The 19193-nt window shown below is 71.3% G+C and carries 16 protein-coding genes; 5 read left to right on the top strand and 11 right to left on the bottom strand.

The window, feature by feature from the left end; translation table 11 throughout:
• Window positions 1–107 precede the first annotated feature (107 nt).
• From OG439_RS30745 to ald, 4 genes are all read right to left on the bottom strand, one after another.
• On the bottom strand, window positions 108–3857 hold the full coding sequence (locus tag OG439_RS30745; protein ID WP_326944249.1) for an ABC transporter ATP-binding protein: 3750 nt from the start codon (window positions 3855–3857) through the stop codon (window positions 108–110).
• A gap of 96 nt (window positions 3858–3953) precedes the next feature.
• On the bottom strand, window positions 3954–4838 hold the full coding sequence (locus OG439_RS30740; protein ID WP_326944248.1) for an ABC transporter permease: 885 nt from the start codon (window positions 4836–4838) through the stop codon (window positions 3954–3956).
• The gene (locus OG439_RS30735) at window positions 4838–5905 is read right to left on the bottom strand and encodes an ABC transporter ATP-binding protein (protein WP_326944247.1); all 1068 of its coding nucleotides are present in this window, start codon (window positions 5903–5905) and stop codon (window positions 4838–4840) included. Before OG439_RS30735 ends, OG439_RS30740 begins: the two co-directional genes overlap by 1 nt.
• Before the next feature lie 499 nt (window positions 5906–6404).
• Window positions 6405–7520 (bottom strand): alanine dehydrogenase, encoded by a 1116-nt coding sequence (ald, locus tag OG439_RS30730; protein WP_326951653.1) that lies wholly within the window; start codon window positions 7518–7520, stop codon window positions 6405–6407.
• A gap of 172 nt (window positions 7521–7692) precedes the next feature.
• Between ald and OG439_RS30725 the strand changes: the two genes are divergently transcribed.
• Complete coding sequence (locus tag OG439_RS30725; protein WP_326944246.1) at window positions 7693–8628, top strand: zinc-binding dehydrogenase; 936 nt, start codon at window positions 7693–7695, stop codon at window positions 8626–8628.
• A 66-nt stretch (window positions 8629–8694) separates the two neighbouring features.
• Here the strand turns inward: OG439_RS30725 and OG439_RS30720 are convergent, their stop codons facing one another.
• Entirely contained in the window at window positions 8695–9594 is a 900-nt protein-coding gene (locus OG439_RS30720) for a zinc metalloprotease (protein ID WP_326944245.1), read from the bottom strand.
• 158 nt (window positions 9595–9752) lie between these two features.
• Complete coding sequence (locus OG439_RS30715) at window positions 9753–11315, bottom strand: PucR family transcriptional regulator (protein WP_326944244.1); 1563 nt, start codon at window positions 11313–11315, stop codon at window positions 9753–9755.
• Between the two features lie 50 nt (window positions 11316–11365).
• Between OG439_RS30715 and OG439_RS30710 the strand changes: the two genes are divergently transcribed.
• Window positions 11366–11986 carry a class I SAM-dependent methyltransferase gene (locus OG439_RS30710; protein ID WP_326944243.1) on the top strand — a complete coding sequence of 207 codons (621 nt, stop codon included), beginning with the start codon at window positions 11366–11368 and terminating at the stop codon, window positions 11984–11986.
• A 56-nt stretch (window positions 11987–12042) separates the two neighbouring features.
• On the opposite strand, the gene rdmE is transcribed toward OG439_RS30710, so the two are convergent.
• Complete coding sequence (gene rdmE, locus OG439_RS30705; RefSeq protein ID WP_326944242.1) at window positions 12043–13575, bottom strand: aklavinone 12-hydroxylase RdmE; 1533 nt, start codon at window positions 13573–13575, stop codon at window positions 12043–12045.
• A gap of 190 nt (window positions 13576–13765) precedes the next feature.
• On the opposite strand from rdmE, the gene OG439_RS30700 reads away from it, so the two are divergent.
• Together OG439_RS30700 and metX are read left to right on the top strand one after the other, a co-directional pair.
• Window positions 13766–15076, top strand: coding sequence for a bifunctional o-acetylhomoserine/o-acetylserine sulfhydrylase (locus OG439_RS30700; RefSeq protein WP_247057373.1), 1311 nt, complete (start codon window positions 13766–13768; stop codon window positions 15074–15076).
• On the top strand, window positions 15073–16188 hold the full coding sequence (metX, locus tag OG439_RS30695; protein ID WP_326944241.1) for a homoserine O-acetyltransferase MetX: 1116 nt from the start codon (window positions 15073–15075) through the stop codon (window positions 16186–16188). The genes OG439_RS30700 and metX overlap by 4 nt, the downstream gene beginning before the upstream one ends.
• Here metX and OG439_RS30690 read toward each other — a convergent pair.
• Both OG439_RS30690 and OG439_RS30685 read right to left on the bottom strand, forming a co-directional pair.
• Complete coding sequence (locus OG439_RS30690; RefSeq protein ID WP_326944240.1) at window positions 16185–16403, bottom strand: hypothetical protein; 219 nt, start codon at window positions 16401–16403, stop codon at window positions 16185–16187. The genes metX and OG439_RS30690 overlap by 4 nt on opposite strands.
• A gap of 11 nt (window positions 16404–16414) precedes the next feature.
• The gene (locus tag OG439_RS30685; protein ID WP_326944239.1) at window positions 16415–17293 is read right to left on the bottom strand and encodes an AurF N-oxygenase family protein; all 879 of its coding nucleotides are present in this window, start codon (window positions 17291–17293) and stop codon (window positions 16415–16417) included.
• A 79-nt stretch (window positions 17294–17372) separates the two neighbouring features.
• Here OG439_RS30685 and OG439_RS30680 point away from each other — a divergent pair, with 79 nt between their 5' ends.
• On the top strand, window positions 17373–18002 hold the full coding sequence (locus OG439_RS30680; protein WP_326944238.1) for a TetR/AcrR family transcriptional regulator: 630 nt from the start codon (window positions 17373–17375) through the stop codon (window positions 18000–18002).
• A 28-nt stretch (window positions 18003–18030) separates the two neighbouring features.
• Here OG439_RS30680 and OG439_RS30675 read toward each other — a convergent pair whose 3' ends face one another.
• Complete coding sequence (locus tag OG439_RS30675; RefSeq protein WP_326944237.1) at window positions 18031–18537, bottom strand: hypothetical protein; 507 nt, start codon at window positions 18535–18537, stop codon at window positions 18031–18033.
• A 46-nt stretch (window positions 18538–18583) separates the two neighbouring features.
• Window positions 18584–19174, bottom strand: a complete 591-nt coding sequence (locus OG439_RS30670; RefSeq protein ID WP_326944236.1) for an SACE_7040 family transcriptional regulator — start codon at window positions 19172–19174, stop codon at window positions 18584–18586.
• Window positions 19175–19193 lie beyond the last annotated feature (19 nt).

Genomic DNA, 19193 nt, shown 5'->3' with positions numbered 1-19193 from the left:
CGACGTAAGTCGTGTGATCGAAGCCGTGACTCACGTGATTGAAGCCGGAACTCGCGACTCACGGGTCCAATCACGCGAGTCACGGGTTCAGTCACGCGAGATACGGGTCAGCCGAGGGACCAGAGGCGGGCGTAGTAGCTTTCCGCGGCCAAGAGCTCTTCGTGGGTTCCGGTTTCGACGATCCGGCCGTGGTCGAGGACCACGATGCGGTCGGCGCGGGCCGCCGTCGCGAGGCGGTGGGCGACGACGAACGTCGTGCGGCGGCGGGCCAGGTGCTCGGTCGCGCGCAGGACCGCGGCCTCCGTGGACGGGTCCAGGGCCGCCGTCGCCTCGTCGAGCAGCAGGACGTCCGGGTCGACCAGCTCCGCCCGGGCCAGCGCCACCAGCTGACGCTGCCCCGCCGACAGCGACCGCCCGCGCTCGCCCACCGGCTGCAGGAACCCGGCCGACAGCGCCGCGACGCCGTCGAGCGCGCCCACCGCGCGGACCGCGGCCTCGACCTCGGCGTCCGTCGCCGCCGGGCGGCCGTACCGGACGTTGTCCGCCACCGTGCCGGAGAACAGGTGCGCCTCCTGCGGCACCACGCCCATCCGGTGCCGCAGGCCGGCGAGCTCGTACTCGCGGACGTCGGTGCCGTCGATCCGGACCGTGCCGCCCGTGGCGTCGTAGAAGCGGGCGACCAGCTTCACCGCCGTCGACTTCCCCGCGCCGGTGGCGCCGACCAGCGCGATCGTCTCCCCGGCCGCGACGTCCAGCGAGAACTGCGCCAGCGCCTTCGCCTCCGTGCCCGCGTAGGCGAAGTCGACCTCCTTGAAGCTGACCTCACCGCGCAGCCGCTCCGGGATCGCCAGCGGGTGTTCCGCCGGCGGGACGGACGTCGGCGTCCGCAGCAGGTCGCCGATCCGGTTCAGGCCGACGCGGGCCTGCTGGTAGCCGTCGAACACCGAGGACAGCTGCTGGATCGGGGAGAAGAACTGCTGCAGGTACAGCAGGAACCCGAGCAGCACACCGGCCGACAGGGTCCCGGCCGACACGCGGTTCGCGCCCGCGACCAGCACCGTGGTCGTCGCCAGGTCGGACATCAGCGCGACCAGCGGGAAGTACGTCGCCACGTAGCGCTGCGCCCGCAGCCGCGAGCGGCGGTAGTCGTCACTGCGTGACGCGAACGCCTCGGCGGAACGCTCTTCGCGGGTGTAGGCCTGGGCGACGCGCAGGCCGCTCATGTTCTCCTGCATGTCCGCGTTGACCAGGCTGACCCGCTCGCGGGCCTCGTTGTAGGCCTTCGACGCCGCCCGCCGGAAGATCACCGTCGCGACGGCCAGCACCGGCACCATCGCCAGCGCGTACAACGCCAGCCCGGCGTCGGTGACCAGCAGCGCCACCGTGATCCCGGCCAGCGTCAGCGCGCTGACCACGGCGGTGGCCAGCCCGGTCTGCAGGAACGTCGAGAGCGCGTCGACGTCCGTCGTCATCCGGGTCATGATCTTCCCGGACAGCTCCCGCTCGTAGTAGTCGAGCCCGAGCCGCTGCAGGTGCGCGTAGCTGCGGACGCGCAGCGCGTACAGGACGGTCTCGCCGACGCGCGAGGTCAGCCGGGTCTGCGCGAGCACCACCAGCCAGTCGGCCGCGATCACCGCGGCGCCGATCCCGGCGGCGAGCCAGATCACCCACTCCACGCCGGTGCGGACGCCGTGGTCGACGCCGAACTGGTAGAGCCCCGGCAGCGCGATCGAGGCCAGCGCGTCCGCCGCGACCAGCGCGATCACCACCGCGAGCGGCCAGCGGACCGGCCGCAGCAGCCCGGCCAGCCGGAACCGCGGGTCGGGCGCCGTGACGTCCACATCGGACAGCCGGGGTTCGTCGGTGGCCGGCGGCAGCTTGCGGACGCCCTCGATCAGCTCCGGGGTCGGCGGCAGGTCGAGACCGCCACCGCCCGGGCCCGCGAACCCGCTGCTGTTCGGGTTGGCGCGGCGCTGCTGCGCGGCCTCGGCCAGGTGGTCGACCTCGTCCTTGCCCTCATCACGCGGCCAGAGCGCCGCGGTGACGCCGGCCGGGCCGCGGTCGAGGCCTTCGCAGCGGACCTTCTCCTCGACGCCGTCACCCGGGCCCGCGACCAGCTCGCGGAACAGCGGGCAGCGCGCCATCAGCTCGGTCTCGGTGCCGACGTCGACCACGTGGCCGTCGTCGAGCACCGCGATCCGGTCGGCCAGCGCGAGGGTGGAGCGCCGGTGCGCGATCAGCAGGGTCGTGCGGCTCGCCGTGACCGAGCGCAGCGTGTCGTGGATCGCCGCCTCGGTGACGGTGTCGATGGCCGACGTCGCGTCGTCGAGGACCAGGATCCGCGGGTCGGTGATCAGCGCCCGCGCCAGCCCGAGCCGCTGCCGCTGGCCGCCCGACAGGGTCAGGCCGCGCTCGCCGACCAGGGTTTCGTAGCCCTCCGGCAGCTCGCGGATGAACTCGTCGGCCTCCGCCGCGCGCGCCGCCGCGACGATCTCCTCGTCACTCGCGTCGGGCCGGCCGTAGGCGATGTTGTCGCGGATCGAGGAGGAGAACAGGAAGGCTTCCTCGAACACGACGCCGATCGCCTGGCGCAGCTGCCGCAGCGGCACGTCCCGGACGTCGAGCCCGCCGACGCGGATCGCGCCCGCGTGCACGTCGTAGAAGCGGGGCAGCAGCAGCGAGATCGTCGACTTCCCGGAGCCGGCGGTGCCGACCAGCGCGAGCGTCTCGCCCGGGTGCGCGGTCACCGAAAGGCCGTCGAGCACCGGTTCGCTGCGGGTGTAGCCGAACCGGACGCCGTCGAGCTCGATGCCGAGCGGGCCCGCCGGCAGCGGGCGCGCGCCGGCGGCGTCGACGACCTCCGGCTGCGCGTCGATCAGCTCGTAGACGCGCTCGGCGCCGGCGCGGGTCAGCTGGGCCTGCACGACCAGGCCGGACAGCATCCGGGCCGGGCCGATCAGGGTGGCGAGGTAGGTCGCGAAGGCGAGGAAGGTGCCGAGCGTGATCGAGCCGTTGAGCGCCAGGACACCGCCGATGCCGAGCACCGCGACCTGGCCCGCGGCGGGCAGCGCGGCCGTGGTCGCCGTCGGCACCGCGGACAGCTTCGCCGCGCGAAGCCGCTCCCCGAACAGCTTGCGCGCCGTGCGCTCCAGCCGGCCGACCTCGCGCGACTCCTGGCCGAAGCCCTTCACGACGCGGACGCCGGTGACGGTCTCCTCCACCTGCTGCGCGACGTCCGCCGCGCGCTGCTGCGCCGACCACGTCGCCGGGAACAGCCGCTTCCGGCTGCGGGTCACGACGATGCCGACCGCGGGCGTGACGACCAGCGCGATCAACGTCAGCACCGGGGACATCCACAGCATCGCCACGAACGACAGCAGCGCGAAGATCACCGAGCCGAACGACAGCGGGATCTGCATCAGGATCCCGGTGACCAGCTGCAGGTCCGAGATCGCGCGCGAGACGACCTGGCCGGTGCGCAGGGCGTCCTGCTTGCCGCCGTCGAGCCGCGACACCGCGTTGAACACCCGCTGGCGCAGGTCGTGCTGGACGTCGAGGGCGAGCTTGCCGCCGAAGTACCGGCGCAGGAACGCGGTGGCGAACGCGACCAGCTGCAACGTCACCAGGACGACCGCGATCCCCGGCAGCGCGCCGGTCTGCCCCGCCACCGCGTCGTCCACCGCCGCGCGCACCAGCAGCGGGCTGGCGGCCTGGACGCCGACGCTCAACATGGCGGCGACCAGCGACAGCACGACTGTCGCGCGGTGCTCCCACGCCGCGGCGGACAGCCTGCGGACCCAGCCGACGGTCTCGGCAGGTGGGAGCTCTTGACGGGGACGAGGCGGAGCGATGGTCACGTAGCAACACTAAGCGCCGCCACCGACAGAATATTTCCCGAAAGCCGTGAGGGCCCCTTCCCGACGTCGGGAAGGGGCCCTCACAGGATCGCTCGATCAGGTGATGTCGCGCTTCTGGTTGCCCAGCCAGCCGAAGCCGAAGAAGACCATCGTCCAGGCGAAGAAGATGAGCGCCGACACCCACCACGAGATCACGCCGGGCGCAGCCGCGGTGTACTGCAGCAGCAGCTGCGCGCCGGTGTTGACGTCGGCGGGCAAGTTGAGCGAGTTGAACCCGAACGCGTCCGCGGCGATGCCGCCGACGATGCCGTTCGCGGTGCCGTTCGGCAGGATCCCGCCCAGCAGGGTCGTCTGGCCCCAGAGCAGGATCACCAGGACGTTCTCCACGATCAGGAACCACACCAGGAACAGCACCACCGCGAGCGGCACGTTGCGCAGCACCGCGCCGAACCCGATGCCGAACAACGTCACCAGCACCGCGGCCAGCACCGTCCCGCCGAGCGCGGCCAGCCACTGGCCCGCCGACGGCCAGCGGCCCGAGTCGACCGACACCATGACGGCGATCGCCGAGACGCCGAAGCTGACCAGGCCGTAGATCGCGCCCCACCCGATGTAGGTGAGCATCTTCGCGGTCAACGCCGAGATCCGGTTCGGCGCGGTCAGGAACGTCGTCGTGATCGTCTTGCTGCGATACTCGCCCGCCAGCGCGAAGATGCCGAACAGCCCGGGGACGAGCTGCGCGATGTTCACGCCGTGCGCCAGCGCGAGCAGCCCGACCGGCACCTGGTTCGGGTCCAGGCCGATCAACGTGGTGACCTGCCTGGCGTCGCTGTCCGAGCTCAGGAAGTCCGCGAAGTCGTTGGTGATCTTGCCCCACGCGAACGTCAGCCAGAACGCCACCAGCGCCAATGGGATGAGCAGCACCCACCACGTCTTCAGCGAGAGCGTCTTGCGGAACTCCGCCTTGATCAGGTTCCCCATCACTGCTGCGGACCTCCCCAGCCCTGCGGCGGACCTTGTTGGTACTGCTGCTGTTGCGGCCCCGACGGTGGCCCCTGCGGCGGGTACTGCTGCGGCGGGTACCCGGGCGGCGGCGGCCCCTGGTACTGCGGCTGCGGGGGATAACCCTGGGGGCCACCGCTGAACTGGCCCTGGGTCAGCTGGAAGAACATCCGCTCGAGGTCGGCGTGCTCCTCCTGCATCCCGTAGACGGCGATCCCGGCCTTCGCGGCGAGGTCACCGATCTGCTGGACGCTCGACCCGGCGACCGCGACCCGGCCGTCCGGCGTCGGCGAAACCTGGGTGACGCCGTTCTCCTGCAACGCCTTCACCAGCGCGGCGGCGTCCGCCGGCTGCACCAGCACCCGCGACTGCTGGCCCTTGCGCAGCTGGTCCAGCGACCCGTTGTAGCGCGTCACGCCCTGGCTGATGATGACCACCTGGTCGATCAGCTGCTCGACCTCGTTGAGCAGGTGGCTCGACACGAGGACCGTGCGGTGCTGCTCACGGGCGTAGGAGCGCAGGAAGTTGCGCAGCCAGAGGATGCCCTCCGGGTCCAGGCCGTTCGTCGGCTCGTCGAGCACCAGCACCTGCGGGTCACCCAGCAACGCCGTCGCCAGCGCCAGCCGCTGCCGCATACCGAGCGAGAAGCCGCCCGCCTTCCGGTCGGCGGCGCTGCCCAGGCCGACCAGGCCCAGCACCTCGTCCGCGCGGGTGTCGGGCACCCCGATCGCGGCGGCGTAGACGCGCAGGTGGTTGCGCGCCGTCCGGCTCGGGTGGAAACCCTCGTTCTCGAGCACCGAGCCCACCACCCGCGCCGGGTTCCCCAGCTGCGAGTGCGGCCGCCCGTTGATCGTCGCCGACCCCTGGGTCGGCGTCACCAGCCCGAGCAGCATGCGGAGCGTCGTCGTCTTGCCGGCACCGTTCGGGCCCAGGAAGCCCGTCACCGAGCCCGGCTCGACCGTGAAACTCAGGTTCTGCACCGCGTTCACCGTGCCGAACTGCTTGCTCAGGTTCTGCACCACAATCCGGCCACTGCCGTCGTGCATACCGTCCCCTTACGTTCCCGCTGATGGGGCGCATCCTGCCCTACTCTGGCGAGACGTGCGCCCGGAACGGGCGAATCGGCGGAGAGCGACCTTCGTCACGTTCCGCAACCGGTTCCGGACACCGGGGGTAGCGGCGGCGAGCGTCTGACCAGAGGGTTTGCTCCCGCGCCCGCGGGGCCGCCGGACCGAGTTGATAAAGAATTTGCCAGACTTGCCGACCCGGTGCAGCAAAGTCCTCCGAAGCCCTCTAAGCTTGTCAGTGGCGGCCCGCTCCCAATGACCCCCAGGTTGGTTGAGCGGGCCGTCGTTATGTCTTCGCTTCGCTTCGACTCACTTCGTTGTGTCTCCCGGGGGCCGAGCCCCCGGACCCCCACGGTGCCTCTGGTGCACCTTCCAGCGTGGCTGGTGTTCAGGTGCTTGCTTCCTCTTCGGCGTGACTCTTGCGCAAAGGAGCGGGCCCCTGTCTTGCGACAGGGGCCCGCTCCTTTGGTTCGTTTGGTCAGGCGAGAACTGTGGCCAGCGGCGTGTGCGGGAGGTCGTGGGCTACCGCTACTGGGGCGTTCGTCAGGGCTCCTGCCTGGGTGTTCAGGCCCTTTGCCAAGGCCTCGTCCGCCTGTAGTGCTGCCTTCCAGCCCTTGTCGGCCAGTTGGACTGCGTAGGGCAGTGTGACGTTCGTTAGGCCGTAGGTTGAGGTTCGGGGGACTGCTCCCGGCATGTTTGCCACGCAGTAGAAGACTGACTCGTGGACCGTGTACGTGGGGTCGTCGTGGGTTGTGGGGCGGGAGTCTGCGAAGCAGCCTCCCTGGTCGATTGCTATGTCGACCAGCACGCTGCCTGGCTTCATGCGGGAGACCAGCTCGTTCGAGACCAGCTTTGGTGCTTTTGCTCCTGGGACCAGTACTGCGCCCACTACCATGTCCGCCTGCAGTACCGACTCTTCTACCGAGAGCCTGGTCGAGGTCACTGTGCGGATTCGGCCGCCGAAGTCGTTGTCGATCTGGCGCAGGCGGTCGACGTTGGTGTCCAGGATCTCGACGTCCGAGCCGAGGCCCAGTGCGACGCGGGCGGCGTTGAGGCCGGCTACGCCGCCGCCGATGACGACGACGCGCGCCGGGTGGACGCCGGGGATGCCGCCGGGCAGCACGCCGCGGCCGCCGCTCGGCTTCATCAGGGAGTACGCGCCGACCTGCGGGGCCAGCCGGCCCGCGACCTCGGACATCGGGGCGAGCAGCGGCAGCGCGCCGTTGGCGGTCTGGACGGTCTCGTACGCGATCGCGGTGGTGCCCGCGGCCAGCAGCGCGTCGGTCAGCGGCCGGTCGGCGGCGATGTGCAGGTAGGTGAACAGCACCTGGTCGCCGCGCAGGCGCGGGTACTCCTCGGCGATCGGCTCCTTGACCTTGAGCACGAGCTCGCCCTGGGCCCAGGTCTCGTCCGCGGTGGCGAGGATCTTCGCGCCGGCGGCGACGTACTCCTCGTCGGAGATCGAAGAACCGACACCGGCACCGGTCTCGACGAACACGTCGTGCCCGCGCCCGACCAGCTCGTGCACGCCGGCCGGGGTCAGCGCGACCCGGTACTCGTGCTTCTTGATCTCACGGGGAACGGCGATACGCACGGTCGGCCTCCTGGGTCGGTCTGCGTCCGGAAACGGTGCGGTGGTGTCCTTCACGGTGAGCCACCCGGACGGCGGTGTCATCGTGCTGAGCGGACAGTTGTTCGACGCATTCATGGTGCTGAGCCGACAGGCCGTTGACTTCGACCGCGCTTGAGGTTGCAGCCTGTGCGGCATGCGCGTGGTGTGGATGCGGGAGTTCGGCGGTCCGGAAGTGCTCGTCCCGGGGGAGGCCCCGGACCCGGTCGCGGGGGACGGCCAGGTGGTGGTCGAGGTGGCGTTCGCGAACATCACGTTCGTCGAGACGCAGCTGCGGGCGGGCGGCCCGGGACCGTTCCGCCCCGAGCTGCCGATCGTGCCCGGCAACGGCGTCGGCGGCGTGATCAGCGCGGTCGGCCCGGGGGTGGACCCGGACCTCGCCGGGCAGCGGGTGGTCACCTCGACCGGCGGGTCCGGCGGGTACGCCGAGCGCGTCGCGGTGGACGCGGCGGCGGTGTTCCCGGTGCCGGAAGGCCTGGCCCTCGACGCGGCGGTGGCGCTGCTCGCGGACGGCCGCACGGCGACGGGCTTGATCCACGCGACCGGGGTACGGCCCGGCGACCGGGTCCTCGTCGAGGCGGCGGCGGGCGGCGTCGGCGGTCTGCTGGTGCAGCTGGCGAAGGCCGCGGGCGCATCGGTGGTGGGCGCCGCGGGCGGCCCGGCGAAGGTGGCCCAGGTGCAGGGCGCCGACGTCGTCGTCGACTACCTGCGGCCGGACTGGACGTCCACCGCCGGTGAGGTCGACGTGGTCTTCGACGGAGTGGGCGGCGCCATCGGCACGGCGGCGTCCGGCCTGCTGCGTCGCGGCGGCCGGATGGCGATCTACGGCCTGGCGAGCGGTTCGTGGGCGGAAGTGTCCGAAGTGGACGCTGCCGCCCGCGACGTCACGCTGGTGCGTTCGCTGGGCGGCCCCGAAGACATGCGCACGTTCACGAAGTCGGCGTTGACGGAGGCGGCGGAAGGCCGCTTGACCCCTGTGATCGGCCGCCGTTTCCCGCTGGCCCAGGCGTCCGAAGCCCACGCGGCCATGCAATCCCGCACCACGGTGGGAAAGACGCTGCTGGTGCCGTGAAAGCCGTGAATGCCACATTGAGGGACACTAGGTCTCTCAATGTGGCATTCACGGACTTGCGGAGTGTCAGGCGCGGTAAGCCGACCAGGAGCTGGTCATGCGCGTGCCCTGGCCCGCGGTGAATTCGTACATGCAACCGTCGTAGCTGTAGTCCATGAAGTTGTGGATCGGGTCGCTGCCCGCCGCCGAGCAGGTGTTCTTGCTCGCCGGGCAGCCGGACGTCGCGGTCGCTTCGGCCGGGGTGTCGGAGACGTAGTCGCCCGAACCGGAGCAGCCGCCCTGGAAGGTGTGGTAGAGCCCCATCCAGTGGCCGACCTCGTGGGTCGCCGTGTCGCCCTCGTTGTAGTTGGTCGCCGAGCGGCCCGGGAGGGACTCGTCGAGGATGACGACGCCGTCGAGCTTCGGCGACGCGGTGTAGTTCCACGGGAACGTCGCCCAGCCGAGCAGATCGTCACCGAGGTTGGCGGTGTAGATGTTCAGCGCGTTCTTGCCGCCCTTGCGCAGCGCGTTCTTCATGTTGCGCTCGGCGGACGTGCCGTCGGTGATGCCGTTGTACCAGGTGGAGTTGTTCGTGTAGTCCGTGCTCACCAGGCTGAAGCTGAAGCCCTTGCTGCCGTACGCGCTGTTGAGCACCGAGATCTGCTTGGTGATCGTGGCGGCCGGCAGGTTGCCGGTCGAGCCGCTGGTGATCACGTGGAAGTACACCGGGATCGACGTCGCCGCGGGCGCCAGCGCGGCGCGCTTGCCGGCCAGCTTGCTCTGCATGTCGGCTTCGACGCGGGCGGCTTCGGCCGGTGACAGGCTGTCGGCGTGGCCGTCCTTGCTGCGGTCCGCGGACTGCGTGGGCGTGAAGCAGTCGCCGCTCGGCGCCGCGACGGCGCTCCCGGCAGTGGCGCCCGGGACGGCCAGGGAAACCAGGGAGAGCGCGGACACCGCGCCCAGCTTCAGGGCCCTGCGAAAACTCATGGACACTCCTCTGCGACGACCCGGCTACCGCGGGTGGTGCAGCGAAAATGCGCCGGACAATCGCGAGAATCCACCTTCTTTCGGTGGGAAAGGACAATCCGTACGATCGGCGCGATCCATGCGGAGTAGTGCATGGGTGACGTGTTGGGCCGATCGGCTCAGCTCCAGCGCAACGCCACCAGCTGGGTGATCAGCGCGAGCCGGACGTCGGGGTCGTCGAGGTCCAGCGGGACCAGCTCCAGCAGCTTCCGCATCCGGTACCGCAGGGTGTTGGGGTGGATCCGCAGCTCGCGCGCCGCCGCGCGCGGGTCGCCGGGGTGCCGCAGCCACTCGTAGAGCGTGTCGGTGTACCCGGCCTTGCTCGTCTCGTCGTGGGCGCGCAGCGCGCCAAGTGGCCCGAGCTCCGCGACCTTCGCCGCGGCCGCCGCCGTCGCCCCGCGGTGCAGCGCCAGCGCCGTCCAGGCTTCGTCGAAGGTGATGACGCGCTCGTCGAGGATCTCCGCGCGCAGCAGGCCGAGGGCTTCGTCGGCTTGGGCGCGCGACGTCGACAGGTCGCCGATCTCGCCGGGCGAACCGGCCGCGGCTCGCGGGGCGCCGCCGCGGCGGGACGCCGGCTGCGTCGCGAGCGCGTCGCGCAGCTCGGCCCAGCCGCCGGAGCCGGCGCGGTCCGGGACCACGGCGTAGAGCAGCCCGCCCAGCTCGGTCGCCACCGGACGGCGGCCGATGCCCTGGGAAAGCCGCTCCAGCAACGCGAGCCGCATGCCCTCGGCGTCGCGGCCGTCGCCGCCGGTGACCTCGATGACGACCACGCGGTGCGGCTCGTCGGACAGGTCCAGCTCCGCCATCGCCTTGCGCGGGTTGGCCCGGCCTTCGAGCACGCCGCGCAGCAGCTCGGCCGACGCGCGGCGCTGCGCGTCCGTGTAAGCCCGGCGGCGCAGCAGGTGCAGCGCGACGACCGGGGCGGCGTCGGCGAAGGCGGCCGCGCGCTCGTCGGACACCGGCCCGGCGACCACCGCCCACATCGAGCCGAGCAGCTCCCCGCCCATCCGGATCGGCACGATCAGCCGCGGCAGCGTGCCGTCGCGCTGGGCCGGCACGAAGATCGTCTGCCGCCCGCGCGACAGCTCCCGGAACACGCCGCGCGAGCGGAACCGCGCGAGGACGTCGTCCGGGATGCGGCGGCCCATGATCGTGGCGACGCGCGCGGGGTCGGTGAGGTCCTGGCGCGCGGAGTAGGCGAGCACGCGCGAGTTGGTGTCCTCGATGGTCACCGGAGCGTCCACAACGGACGCGACGGCGTCGGCGAGCCGGAACAGGTCGCCGGAGCCGGTGTCGTTCTCGAGGTTCTCGGACTCGTCGGCGAGCGCGTCGAGGACGGTCCGCAGCAGCCACACGAGCTGCGCCCACGACGTCGCCGCGTGCACCTGGATCAACGCGATCCCGGCGGCCTTCGCGGCCCGTTTCACTTGCGTTTTCGCCGCGACGGGCGGCTTGAGCAGCACGGCGGCCGCGCCCTGTTCGGCGCTCTGTTTCACCAGCTCGGCGGCATCTTCGGGCCCGGTGGTGGCCACCCCGAGCACCAGATCCCCGGCGGCGAGGGTGAGGCCCCCGCCGGGCTCGGCGATCACGACGTCGGCGACGGCGGGCGAGTCGTCGGGCACCTGGAGCGCGTGGAGCAGCGTCGGCCCCACCCGGTCGACCACGCTGCGCACCGACACCACGGGCTCATTCTGGCCGAAAACGGATCGCCCGGCTCGCTAGGGTCGGCAGGGTGAGCGAACCCCGGCGGATCGTCGAATCCGGCTACGACAGCTCGGCGGAGCGCTACCTCGAGTGGAGCGCGCGCATCACCGACGACCCGCGGCTGCGGTTCCTGGGGGAGCTGACCGGCCGGCTCGCCGACGGCGCCGCGGTGCTCGACCTCGGCTGCGGCGCGGGCGTGCCGTGCACGGCGTCGCTCGCCGAGCGGCACGACGTCCTCGGCGTCGACGTCTCCGCGGCGCAGCTGGATCTCGCGCGCCGGAACGTCCCCGGCGCGCGGTTCGAGAAGGGCGACATGGCGGAGGTGTCGTTCCCGGGCGGGAGTTTCGACGCCGTCACGGCGTTCTACTCGGTGCTGCACGTACCCCGCGAGGAGCAGGGCGACCTCTTCAAGCGGATCGCCGGCTGGCTGCGGCCCGGTGGCTGGTTCCTGGCCGCGCTCGGCTGCAGTGAGGCGAACGGCGTCGAAGCAGACTGGCTCGGCACGCCGATGTTCTTCAGCAGCCACGCCCCGGCGGAGAACCGGCGGCTGCTCGAAGCCGCCGGTTTCACGCTGGTCGTGGACGAGCCCGTGACGATCCACGAGCCCGAAGGCGAAGCGACCTTCCACTGGGTGCTGGCCCGGTCGTGAGTGTTTAGGGCGGTTAGAACCGCCCTAAACACTCACGACAAGCCGCGGCAGACCGGCTAACGCGACAGGACCGCGTCCAGGACCCGCTTCAGCTCGGCCGCCGGGTCGTCGACCGGTTCCGTCGCGCGCCACGCGACGATGCCGTCCGGGCGGACCAGGGACGCGCCTCCCGGGGCCAGCCCGTACTTCGCCGCGAACTCTTCGCCCTCGATGGCGTGGCAAGCCAGTCCGATGCCGGAAGCGGCGGTCGTCCACCGCGAGGCGTCACCCGCGCACAGCAGGACCCACGAATGACCTAACAAGTCCACTGTGGACGTCATGCCCGGCGCGCGGAACCCGGGACGTCCGGTCGGCGCGTGGACGTCTTCGACGCGTGCGCCGTCGTCCGGTTCCTCCGAGAGCACCGCCGTCGAGCGGTAGCGGAAGCCGAGGACCGCCGCCAGTGGGTCCTCGGCCTTCGTCAAGCCGGAGACGTCCAGGTCGGGGTGCATGCGCTGCTTCAGGTTGTGCAGCGACATGTCGACAATCATCCGCGCGATCGGCTTCCGCTCGGCCTCGTAGGTGTCCAGCAGCGCGTCGCCCGCGTCGCCGCGGAGGACCGATGCGAGCTTCCACGCGATGTCCGCGCCGTCGCCGACCGCGGTGTTGCCGCCCTGGCCGCCCGACGGCGGCGTCACCTTCGCCGCGTCGCCGGCCAGGAAGACGCGGCCGGCGCGGAACCGCTCCGCGATCCGCGCGGCGATCTCCCACGAGCCCGTCCAGACGATCTTCGGGTCGAGCTCGGGCAGGTCGGTGGCGGTGCGGATCATCGCGACCAGCCGGTCGTGGCCGAAGTCGTCCGGGCTCTCGCCGCGTTCCGGGTGGTAGTCCGGGGCGAAGACGTACCGGCCGGCGACGTCGGTGTTCGACAGCCCGGCCGTGAACTCCGGGTTCTGCAGGTAGAAGAGATCCGTCACGCCCGCCTTGACGCGGTCGCCGAGGTCGGCGTCGAACACCACGCCCAGGCAGTGGCTGAGCCCGTCCAGCCCCTCGGTCGGGATGCCCAGCAACTGCCGGATCCCGCTGCGCCCGCCGTCGGCCGCGACGATGTAATCCGCGCGCACCACCGTCTCCTCGCCGGAGTCGCGGTGCCGCAGCGTCGCGGTGACGCCGTCGTCGTCCTGCTCCATCTCGATCAGTTCGGTCCGGAACCGGACGCGCGCGCCCGCCTTCTCCGCGGCCGCCAGCAGGATCGGCTCGACGACGTCCTGCCCGGCCATGCCGTGCGGCATCGTGGTCGTGGCCGAGACGTCGAACTCGCTGCCGTCCTCCACGAGCCGGTGGAAGACCTGCCCGGCCAGGCTGGTCGCGACCGTGATCCGCAGGCCCTGCGACGCCCGCGGGCTCGCGTGCAGCACGTCGTCGTCGATGCCCGCCCAGTGGAACAGCTCCATCGTGCGCCAGTTCTGCCCGGACGCTCGCGAGTGGACCGACGTTCCGGTGTGCCGCTCGATCGTCAGCACGTCCACTCCTGCCTGCGCCAGGAACATCGACGCCGACAGCCCGCCGAGCCCGGCCCCCACGACCAGCACCTGTGTCCGTTCCGCCATGACAACCTCCCGTGAAGTCTCCCTGTAAAAGTATCTTAGATACAAAGAGATTCGACTCGCAAGATAATTCTCGACGGCAACCCCGGGTAGCCTGTCTCCCAGGACGTGGGAACGGTTGGGTACTCCGTTCGGCCGAAGTAGCTTCGGACAAGCAGCCCTCCAGCACCCCCTTGAGCCGCAAGGAGAACCGATGAGCGCGGACGACACCTCGGCGTGGTCCTTCGAGACCACGCAGATCCACGCGGGCGCCGCGCCGGATCCGGCGACGGGCGCGCGGGCGACGCCGATCTACCAGACGACGTCGTACGTCTTCCGCGACAGCCAGCACGGCGCCGACCTGTTCAGCCTGGCCGAGCCGGGCAACATCTACACGCGGATCATGAACCCGACCCAGGACGTCCTGGAGCAGCGGGTCGCCGCGCTCGAAGGCGGCGTCGCGGCGCTCGCGTTCGCGTCCGGTTCGGCCGCCACCACCGCGGCGATCCTCAACCTGGCCAACGCGGGCGACCACTTCGTCTCCAGCCCGTCGCTCTACGGCGGCACCTACAACCTCTTCCACTACACGCTGCCGAAGCTGGGCATCGAGGTCTCGTTCGTCGAGGACCAGGACGACCTCGAGCAGTGGCGCGCCGCCGTCCGCCCGAACACGAAGCTGTTCTTCGCCGAGACGCTGGCCAACCCGGGCAGCAACGTCCTCGACATCCGCGGGGTCGCCACCACCGCGCACGAGGCCGGTGTCCCGCTGGTCGTCGACAACACCGTGCCGACGCCGTTCCTGCTGCGCCCGATCGAGCACGGCGCCGACATCGTCGTCCACTCGGCGACGAAGTACCTCGGCGGCCACGGCACCACGGTCGCCGGCGTGCTGGTCGACGGCGGCACGTTCGACTTCGGCAAGGACGCGGCGAAGTTCCCGGGCTTCAACGAGCCGGACCCGAGCTACCACGGTCTCAAGTACTGGGAGGCGCTCGGCCCGGGCGCGTACGCGGCCAAGGCGCGCGTCCAGATCCTGCGTGACACCGGCGCGGCGATCTCGCCGTTGAACAGCTTCCTGATCCTGCAGGGCATCGAGACGCTGTCGCTGCGCATCGAGCGGCACGTGTCGAACGCGCAGGCGCTCGCCGAGTGGCTCGAGCAGCGCGACGAGGTCGAGAAGGTCTACTACGCGGGCCTGCCGTCCAGCCCGTTCTACTCCGCGGCGCAGAAGTACCTGCCGCGCGGCGCGGGCGCGGTCCTGTCGTTCGACCTGCGCGGCGGCGTCGCGGCGGGCCGGAAGTTCGTCGACGGCACCGAACTGCACAGCCAGCTGGTGAACATCGGCGACGTCCGCAGCCTGATCGTGCACCCGGCGTCCACCACGCACAGCCAGCTTTCGCCGGAGGAGCAGCTGGCCAGCGGCGTGACGCCGGGCCTGGTCCGGCTCGCCGTCGGGCTGGAGGGCATCGAGGACCTCAAGGCCGACCTGGAGGCCGGATTCCGGGCGGCCAAGGCGGATCTGTGACGGCTGAGCCCGTCACCGGGGCCTGGCGGATCGGTGATCCGCCAGGCCGCAGGCAGTTCGTCACCGGCCCCGAGCTCGCGCTCGAGGCCGGTGGTGCGCTGCCCGGGTACACCCTGGCCTACGAGACGTGGGGGACGCTGAACTCCGACGCGTCCAACGCGATCCTCGTCGAGCACGCGCTGACCGGCGACAGCCACGCCGCCGGGCCGGCCGAGCCCGGCCACCCCAGCGCGGGCTGGTGGGACGGCCTGATCGGGCCCGGGAAAGCCTTGGACACCACGGAGTTCTTCGTCGTGGTCCCGAACGTGCTCGGCGGCTGCCAGGGCTCGACCGGGCCGTCGTCACCCGATCCCGACGGGGCGCCGTGGGGCAGCCGCTTCCCGGTCGTGACGGTCCGGGACCAGGTCGCGACCGAGGCCGTGCTGGCCGACGCGCTCGGGATCACGCGCTGGGCGGCCGTCGTCGGCGGGTCGATGGGCGGGATGCGCGCGCTCGAGTGGGCGGTATCGCTGCCCTCTCGGGTGGCGACGGTGCTGGTCCTGGCGTCGACGGCGCGCGCGTCGGCCGAGCAGATCGCCTGGGCGGCCCCGCAGCTGCACGCGATCCGCGCCGACCCGGACTGGCACGGTGGTGACTACTACTCGGCGCCGGCCGGGCCGTACCGCGGCCTCGGCGTCGCGCGCCGGATCGCGCACGTGACCTACCGCAGCGAGCCGGAGCTGGCCGACCGGTTCGGCCGGAACCACCAGAGCGGCGAGGACCCGTTGCGGGGCGGGCGGTTCGCCGTCGAGTCCTATTTGGACCACCACGCGGAGAAGCTGGCCGGCCGGTTCGACGCGAACAGCTACCTGGTCCTGACGGAGTCGATGAACACCCACGACGTCGGCCGCGACCGCGGCGGCGTCGCGGCGGCCCTCGGGCGCGTGACGGCTCGCGCGGTGATCGGCGGGGTGGACAGCGACCGGCTTTATCCGTTCTACCAGTCGGCGGAGATCGCGGCCGGGATCAAGGGCACGACGGAGCCCGCGGTGGTGACGTCGCCGTACGGCCACGACTCGTTCCTCATCGAGACCGAGCAGATCGCCGCGCTGGTGAAGGCGTTGCTGGGCTAGCGGCCCGCGACCCGTTCGCCCAGCCGCACCAAGCGGTTCGCGACCCGGCGGGACGCGCCGGCCGCGACGTCGCCGAGGCGCTCGGCCGCCTTGTCGGACAGCTTCGCCACCCGCCACGCGACGTCGTCGGCGCGTTCGCCCGCTTCGTCGCCCACTGTGCTGATCCGGTCCGCGAGGCGGCCGGTGCCCGCGACGAGAAGATCCTTGAGTGCCATGGCTTTCCCTCCTAGAGCATCCCGGCGCGGCGCCAGAGCACCGCGCTCGGCCCGCCTATCAGGTCGTTCTCCCGCAGGAACCGCACCAGTTTCCGGGCGCCGAACGAGAGCGTCTCCCGCCGGTGCGCGCTCGACCGCGCCGCCGCGACGGCCACCGCGGGGTCGAGCCCGGCGCGCTGGTACTGCCGCGGCCGGGACAGCAGCCGCGACATCAGCAACGCGCCCGCGGCAACGACAATGCGCGTGAACTCCTTGCGCCACCACGGCGCGCCGGCCAGCGAACGGACCAGGTCGTCGCGCGCGTAGCGGACGTGCCGCGCCTCTTCGGTGACGTGGATCCGCATCACCGCGCGCACCACCGGCTGCACCGACTCGTCGTCGAGGTGCTCGCGCTGCAGCGCGTCGAAGATCTCCTCACCGATCAGCGTGGCCACCCACATCGCGGGCCCGTGCAGGATCAGCGGCAGCGCCTGCGCGGACCGTTGCAGCCAGCGGTTGTTGCGGTAGGGCCGGCCGCCGACGCGCTCGATCAGCGTCGCGAACATCGTGGAGTGCCGGCATTCGTCGGCGACCTCGGTCAGCGCGTAGTGCACGTGCCGCGTCGTCGGGTCCTGCCGGTAGGACGCGCGCAGCAGCATCTGCATCAGGATGATCTCGAACCAGATGCCGACGCTGACGGTGTTGACCAGCTCTTGGCGCGACAGCTCGATCCGCTGCGCGCGCGTCAGCGTGTCCCACAACGGCGTGCCGTACAGCGAAACCAGCCGTTCGGGGATGAAGAACTGGTCCTCGTTCAGCGGCGCGGCCCAGTGGACGTCGACGTCCGGGTCGTAGGAGAGCCGGGCGCTCGACTTGAGCAGCCTCTCGGCCGTCGCTTCACGATCACCCATGCGTGCCTCCCCGTGTCCTGAAACAGGAGAACGCATGAAACAAGTTCCGTCAAGTTGTAAAGCAGCCTAGGGTTGTCCCATGCGCAACCTCCTGCAGCACGCGCTCGACGCCGAGCTGCCCGGTGACGAGACGTCCGAGCGGATCATGGGCGCGGCCCTGACCCAGGCCGAGGACTTCGGGCTGCGCCGGTTCACCGTGGACGACGTCGCGCGCCGCGTCGGGCTCTCGCGCGTGACGATCTACCGGTACTTCCCGAAGAAGGACCAGCTGCTCAACGCCCTGATCCTGCGGGAGATGAAGCGGTTCCTGACGAAGGTCGACGCCGTCCTCGAAGCGCAGCCGACGCCGGAGGAGAAGCTCATCGAGGGGTTGAGCTTCTCGCTGGTGTACCTGCGCGGGCACCGGCTGCTCAACCGCCTGCTGCGCACCGAACCGGAGCTGATCCTGCCGCACCTGACGGTGCAGGCCGGCGGCCTGTTCGCGGCCGCGCGGGCCCGGATCGCGACGCACTTCCGCGCGGAGGTCGCCGCGGGCCGCCTCAGCCTGCCGGACGACGACATCGACGGCATGGCCGAGCTGCTCATCCGGATCGTGGTCTCCCTGGTGCTGACACCCGAGACGGTGCTGCCGGTGGACGACGACGTCGAACGCCGTCGCATCGCGGAGCTGTACCTGACCCCGATCGTGCGCTCTCTGCGCCCGGCGTGAAGCGGCACTTTCACGTGAAAGTGCCGCGCTAGTCCGAGACGGCTTCCGAGATCCAGGGCGCCACGGGCAGGTCGCGGTCCAGGCACTCCACCGACAGCCGGATCGTCCAGCGCAGGGCCTGCAGCACCAGGCTGTCGACCTCGTCGGGCGCCGCGTTGGCCAGGGCGATCTCGACCTGCTCCTGCGCCGCTTCGGTGTTGCCGTGCACCTCGGCGAGCAGCGTCCGCACGGCCGTCCGCACCGGCGGGTCGGCCTGGTCGATCGAGACCTCTTCGCCGTCCTCGTCGAAGACCTGGACCTTGACCGGCGCACTGCCGCCGTCGCCCAGGGTGGAGACCATCGCGCTGCACTCGCCGAACAACAGCAGCATCAGGTCCTTGGTCTCGTCCGCGCGGGCCTGCGGTTCGGCGGCCGTCGGGGCGAGCTCGCCGAGCGCCACGGCGTCGTTGCCGAGGCTCAGCGCGGTCAACGCGCGCTGCGCCTTCTCTACGAGCTGCCGTTCCGGCTCGCTCCAGTCCGGGTCCACGTGCCCCATCAAACACCAGCGACGGCGCTCATGGGGATACCTTGATCCGGGTCGGTCATCCGGCCGCGCGCAACGCACCCAGCGCGAGGCGGCAGAGCAGTTCCGCGAGTTCGGCGTCACCGAGATGGCGGTTGTACGGCGTCGAGTTGATCAGTCCGAACACGGCGTGCGCCGCCGACCGCGCCTGGCGTTCGCCCAGCTCCGGCAGCGCGTCGCGGATCGCGCGGACCCACACCTCGACGTACTGCCGCTGCAGCGCGCGCACCTGCTTGCGGTCGGTGTCGGTGAGGTTCGCGAGGTTGCGCTCCTGGACGGTGATCAGCGCCGGGTGCTCGAGCGCGAAATCGACGTGGAACCGGACCAGCCCGCTCAGCGTGTCGTCCGGTTCGCCGCGCCGGCTCGCCCGCGCGGTGCCGCCGTCGAGCAGGTAGCGGCTGATCGAGTTCAGCATCTCGCCGAGGATGGCGTCCTTGCTGCGGAAGTGGCGGTAGAGTGCCGGGCCGGAGATGCCGACCGCGGCGCCGATGTCGTCGATGCCGACGCCGTGGAAGCCGTGGTGGGCGAACAACTCGGCGGCCGCGGACATGATCTGTTCGCGTCTGTTCGCCTTCTCGCCGTTCACGAGGGGAGTCGGGTTCGCCGCCATCCGGCCATATTAGGGGTGG

This window comes from Amycolatopsis sp. NBC_01307 (assembly GCF_035975215.1).
Classification (GTDB): Bacteria; Actinomycetota; Actinomycetes; order Mycobacteriales; family Pseudonocardiaceae; genus Amycolatopsis.
Note: the sequence above shows the minus strand (reverse complement) of the source record. Positions and strands in the feature narration are given on the sequence as shown.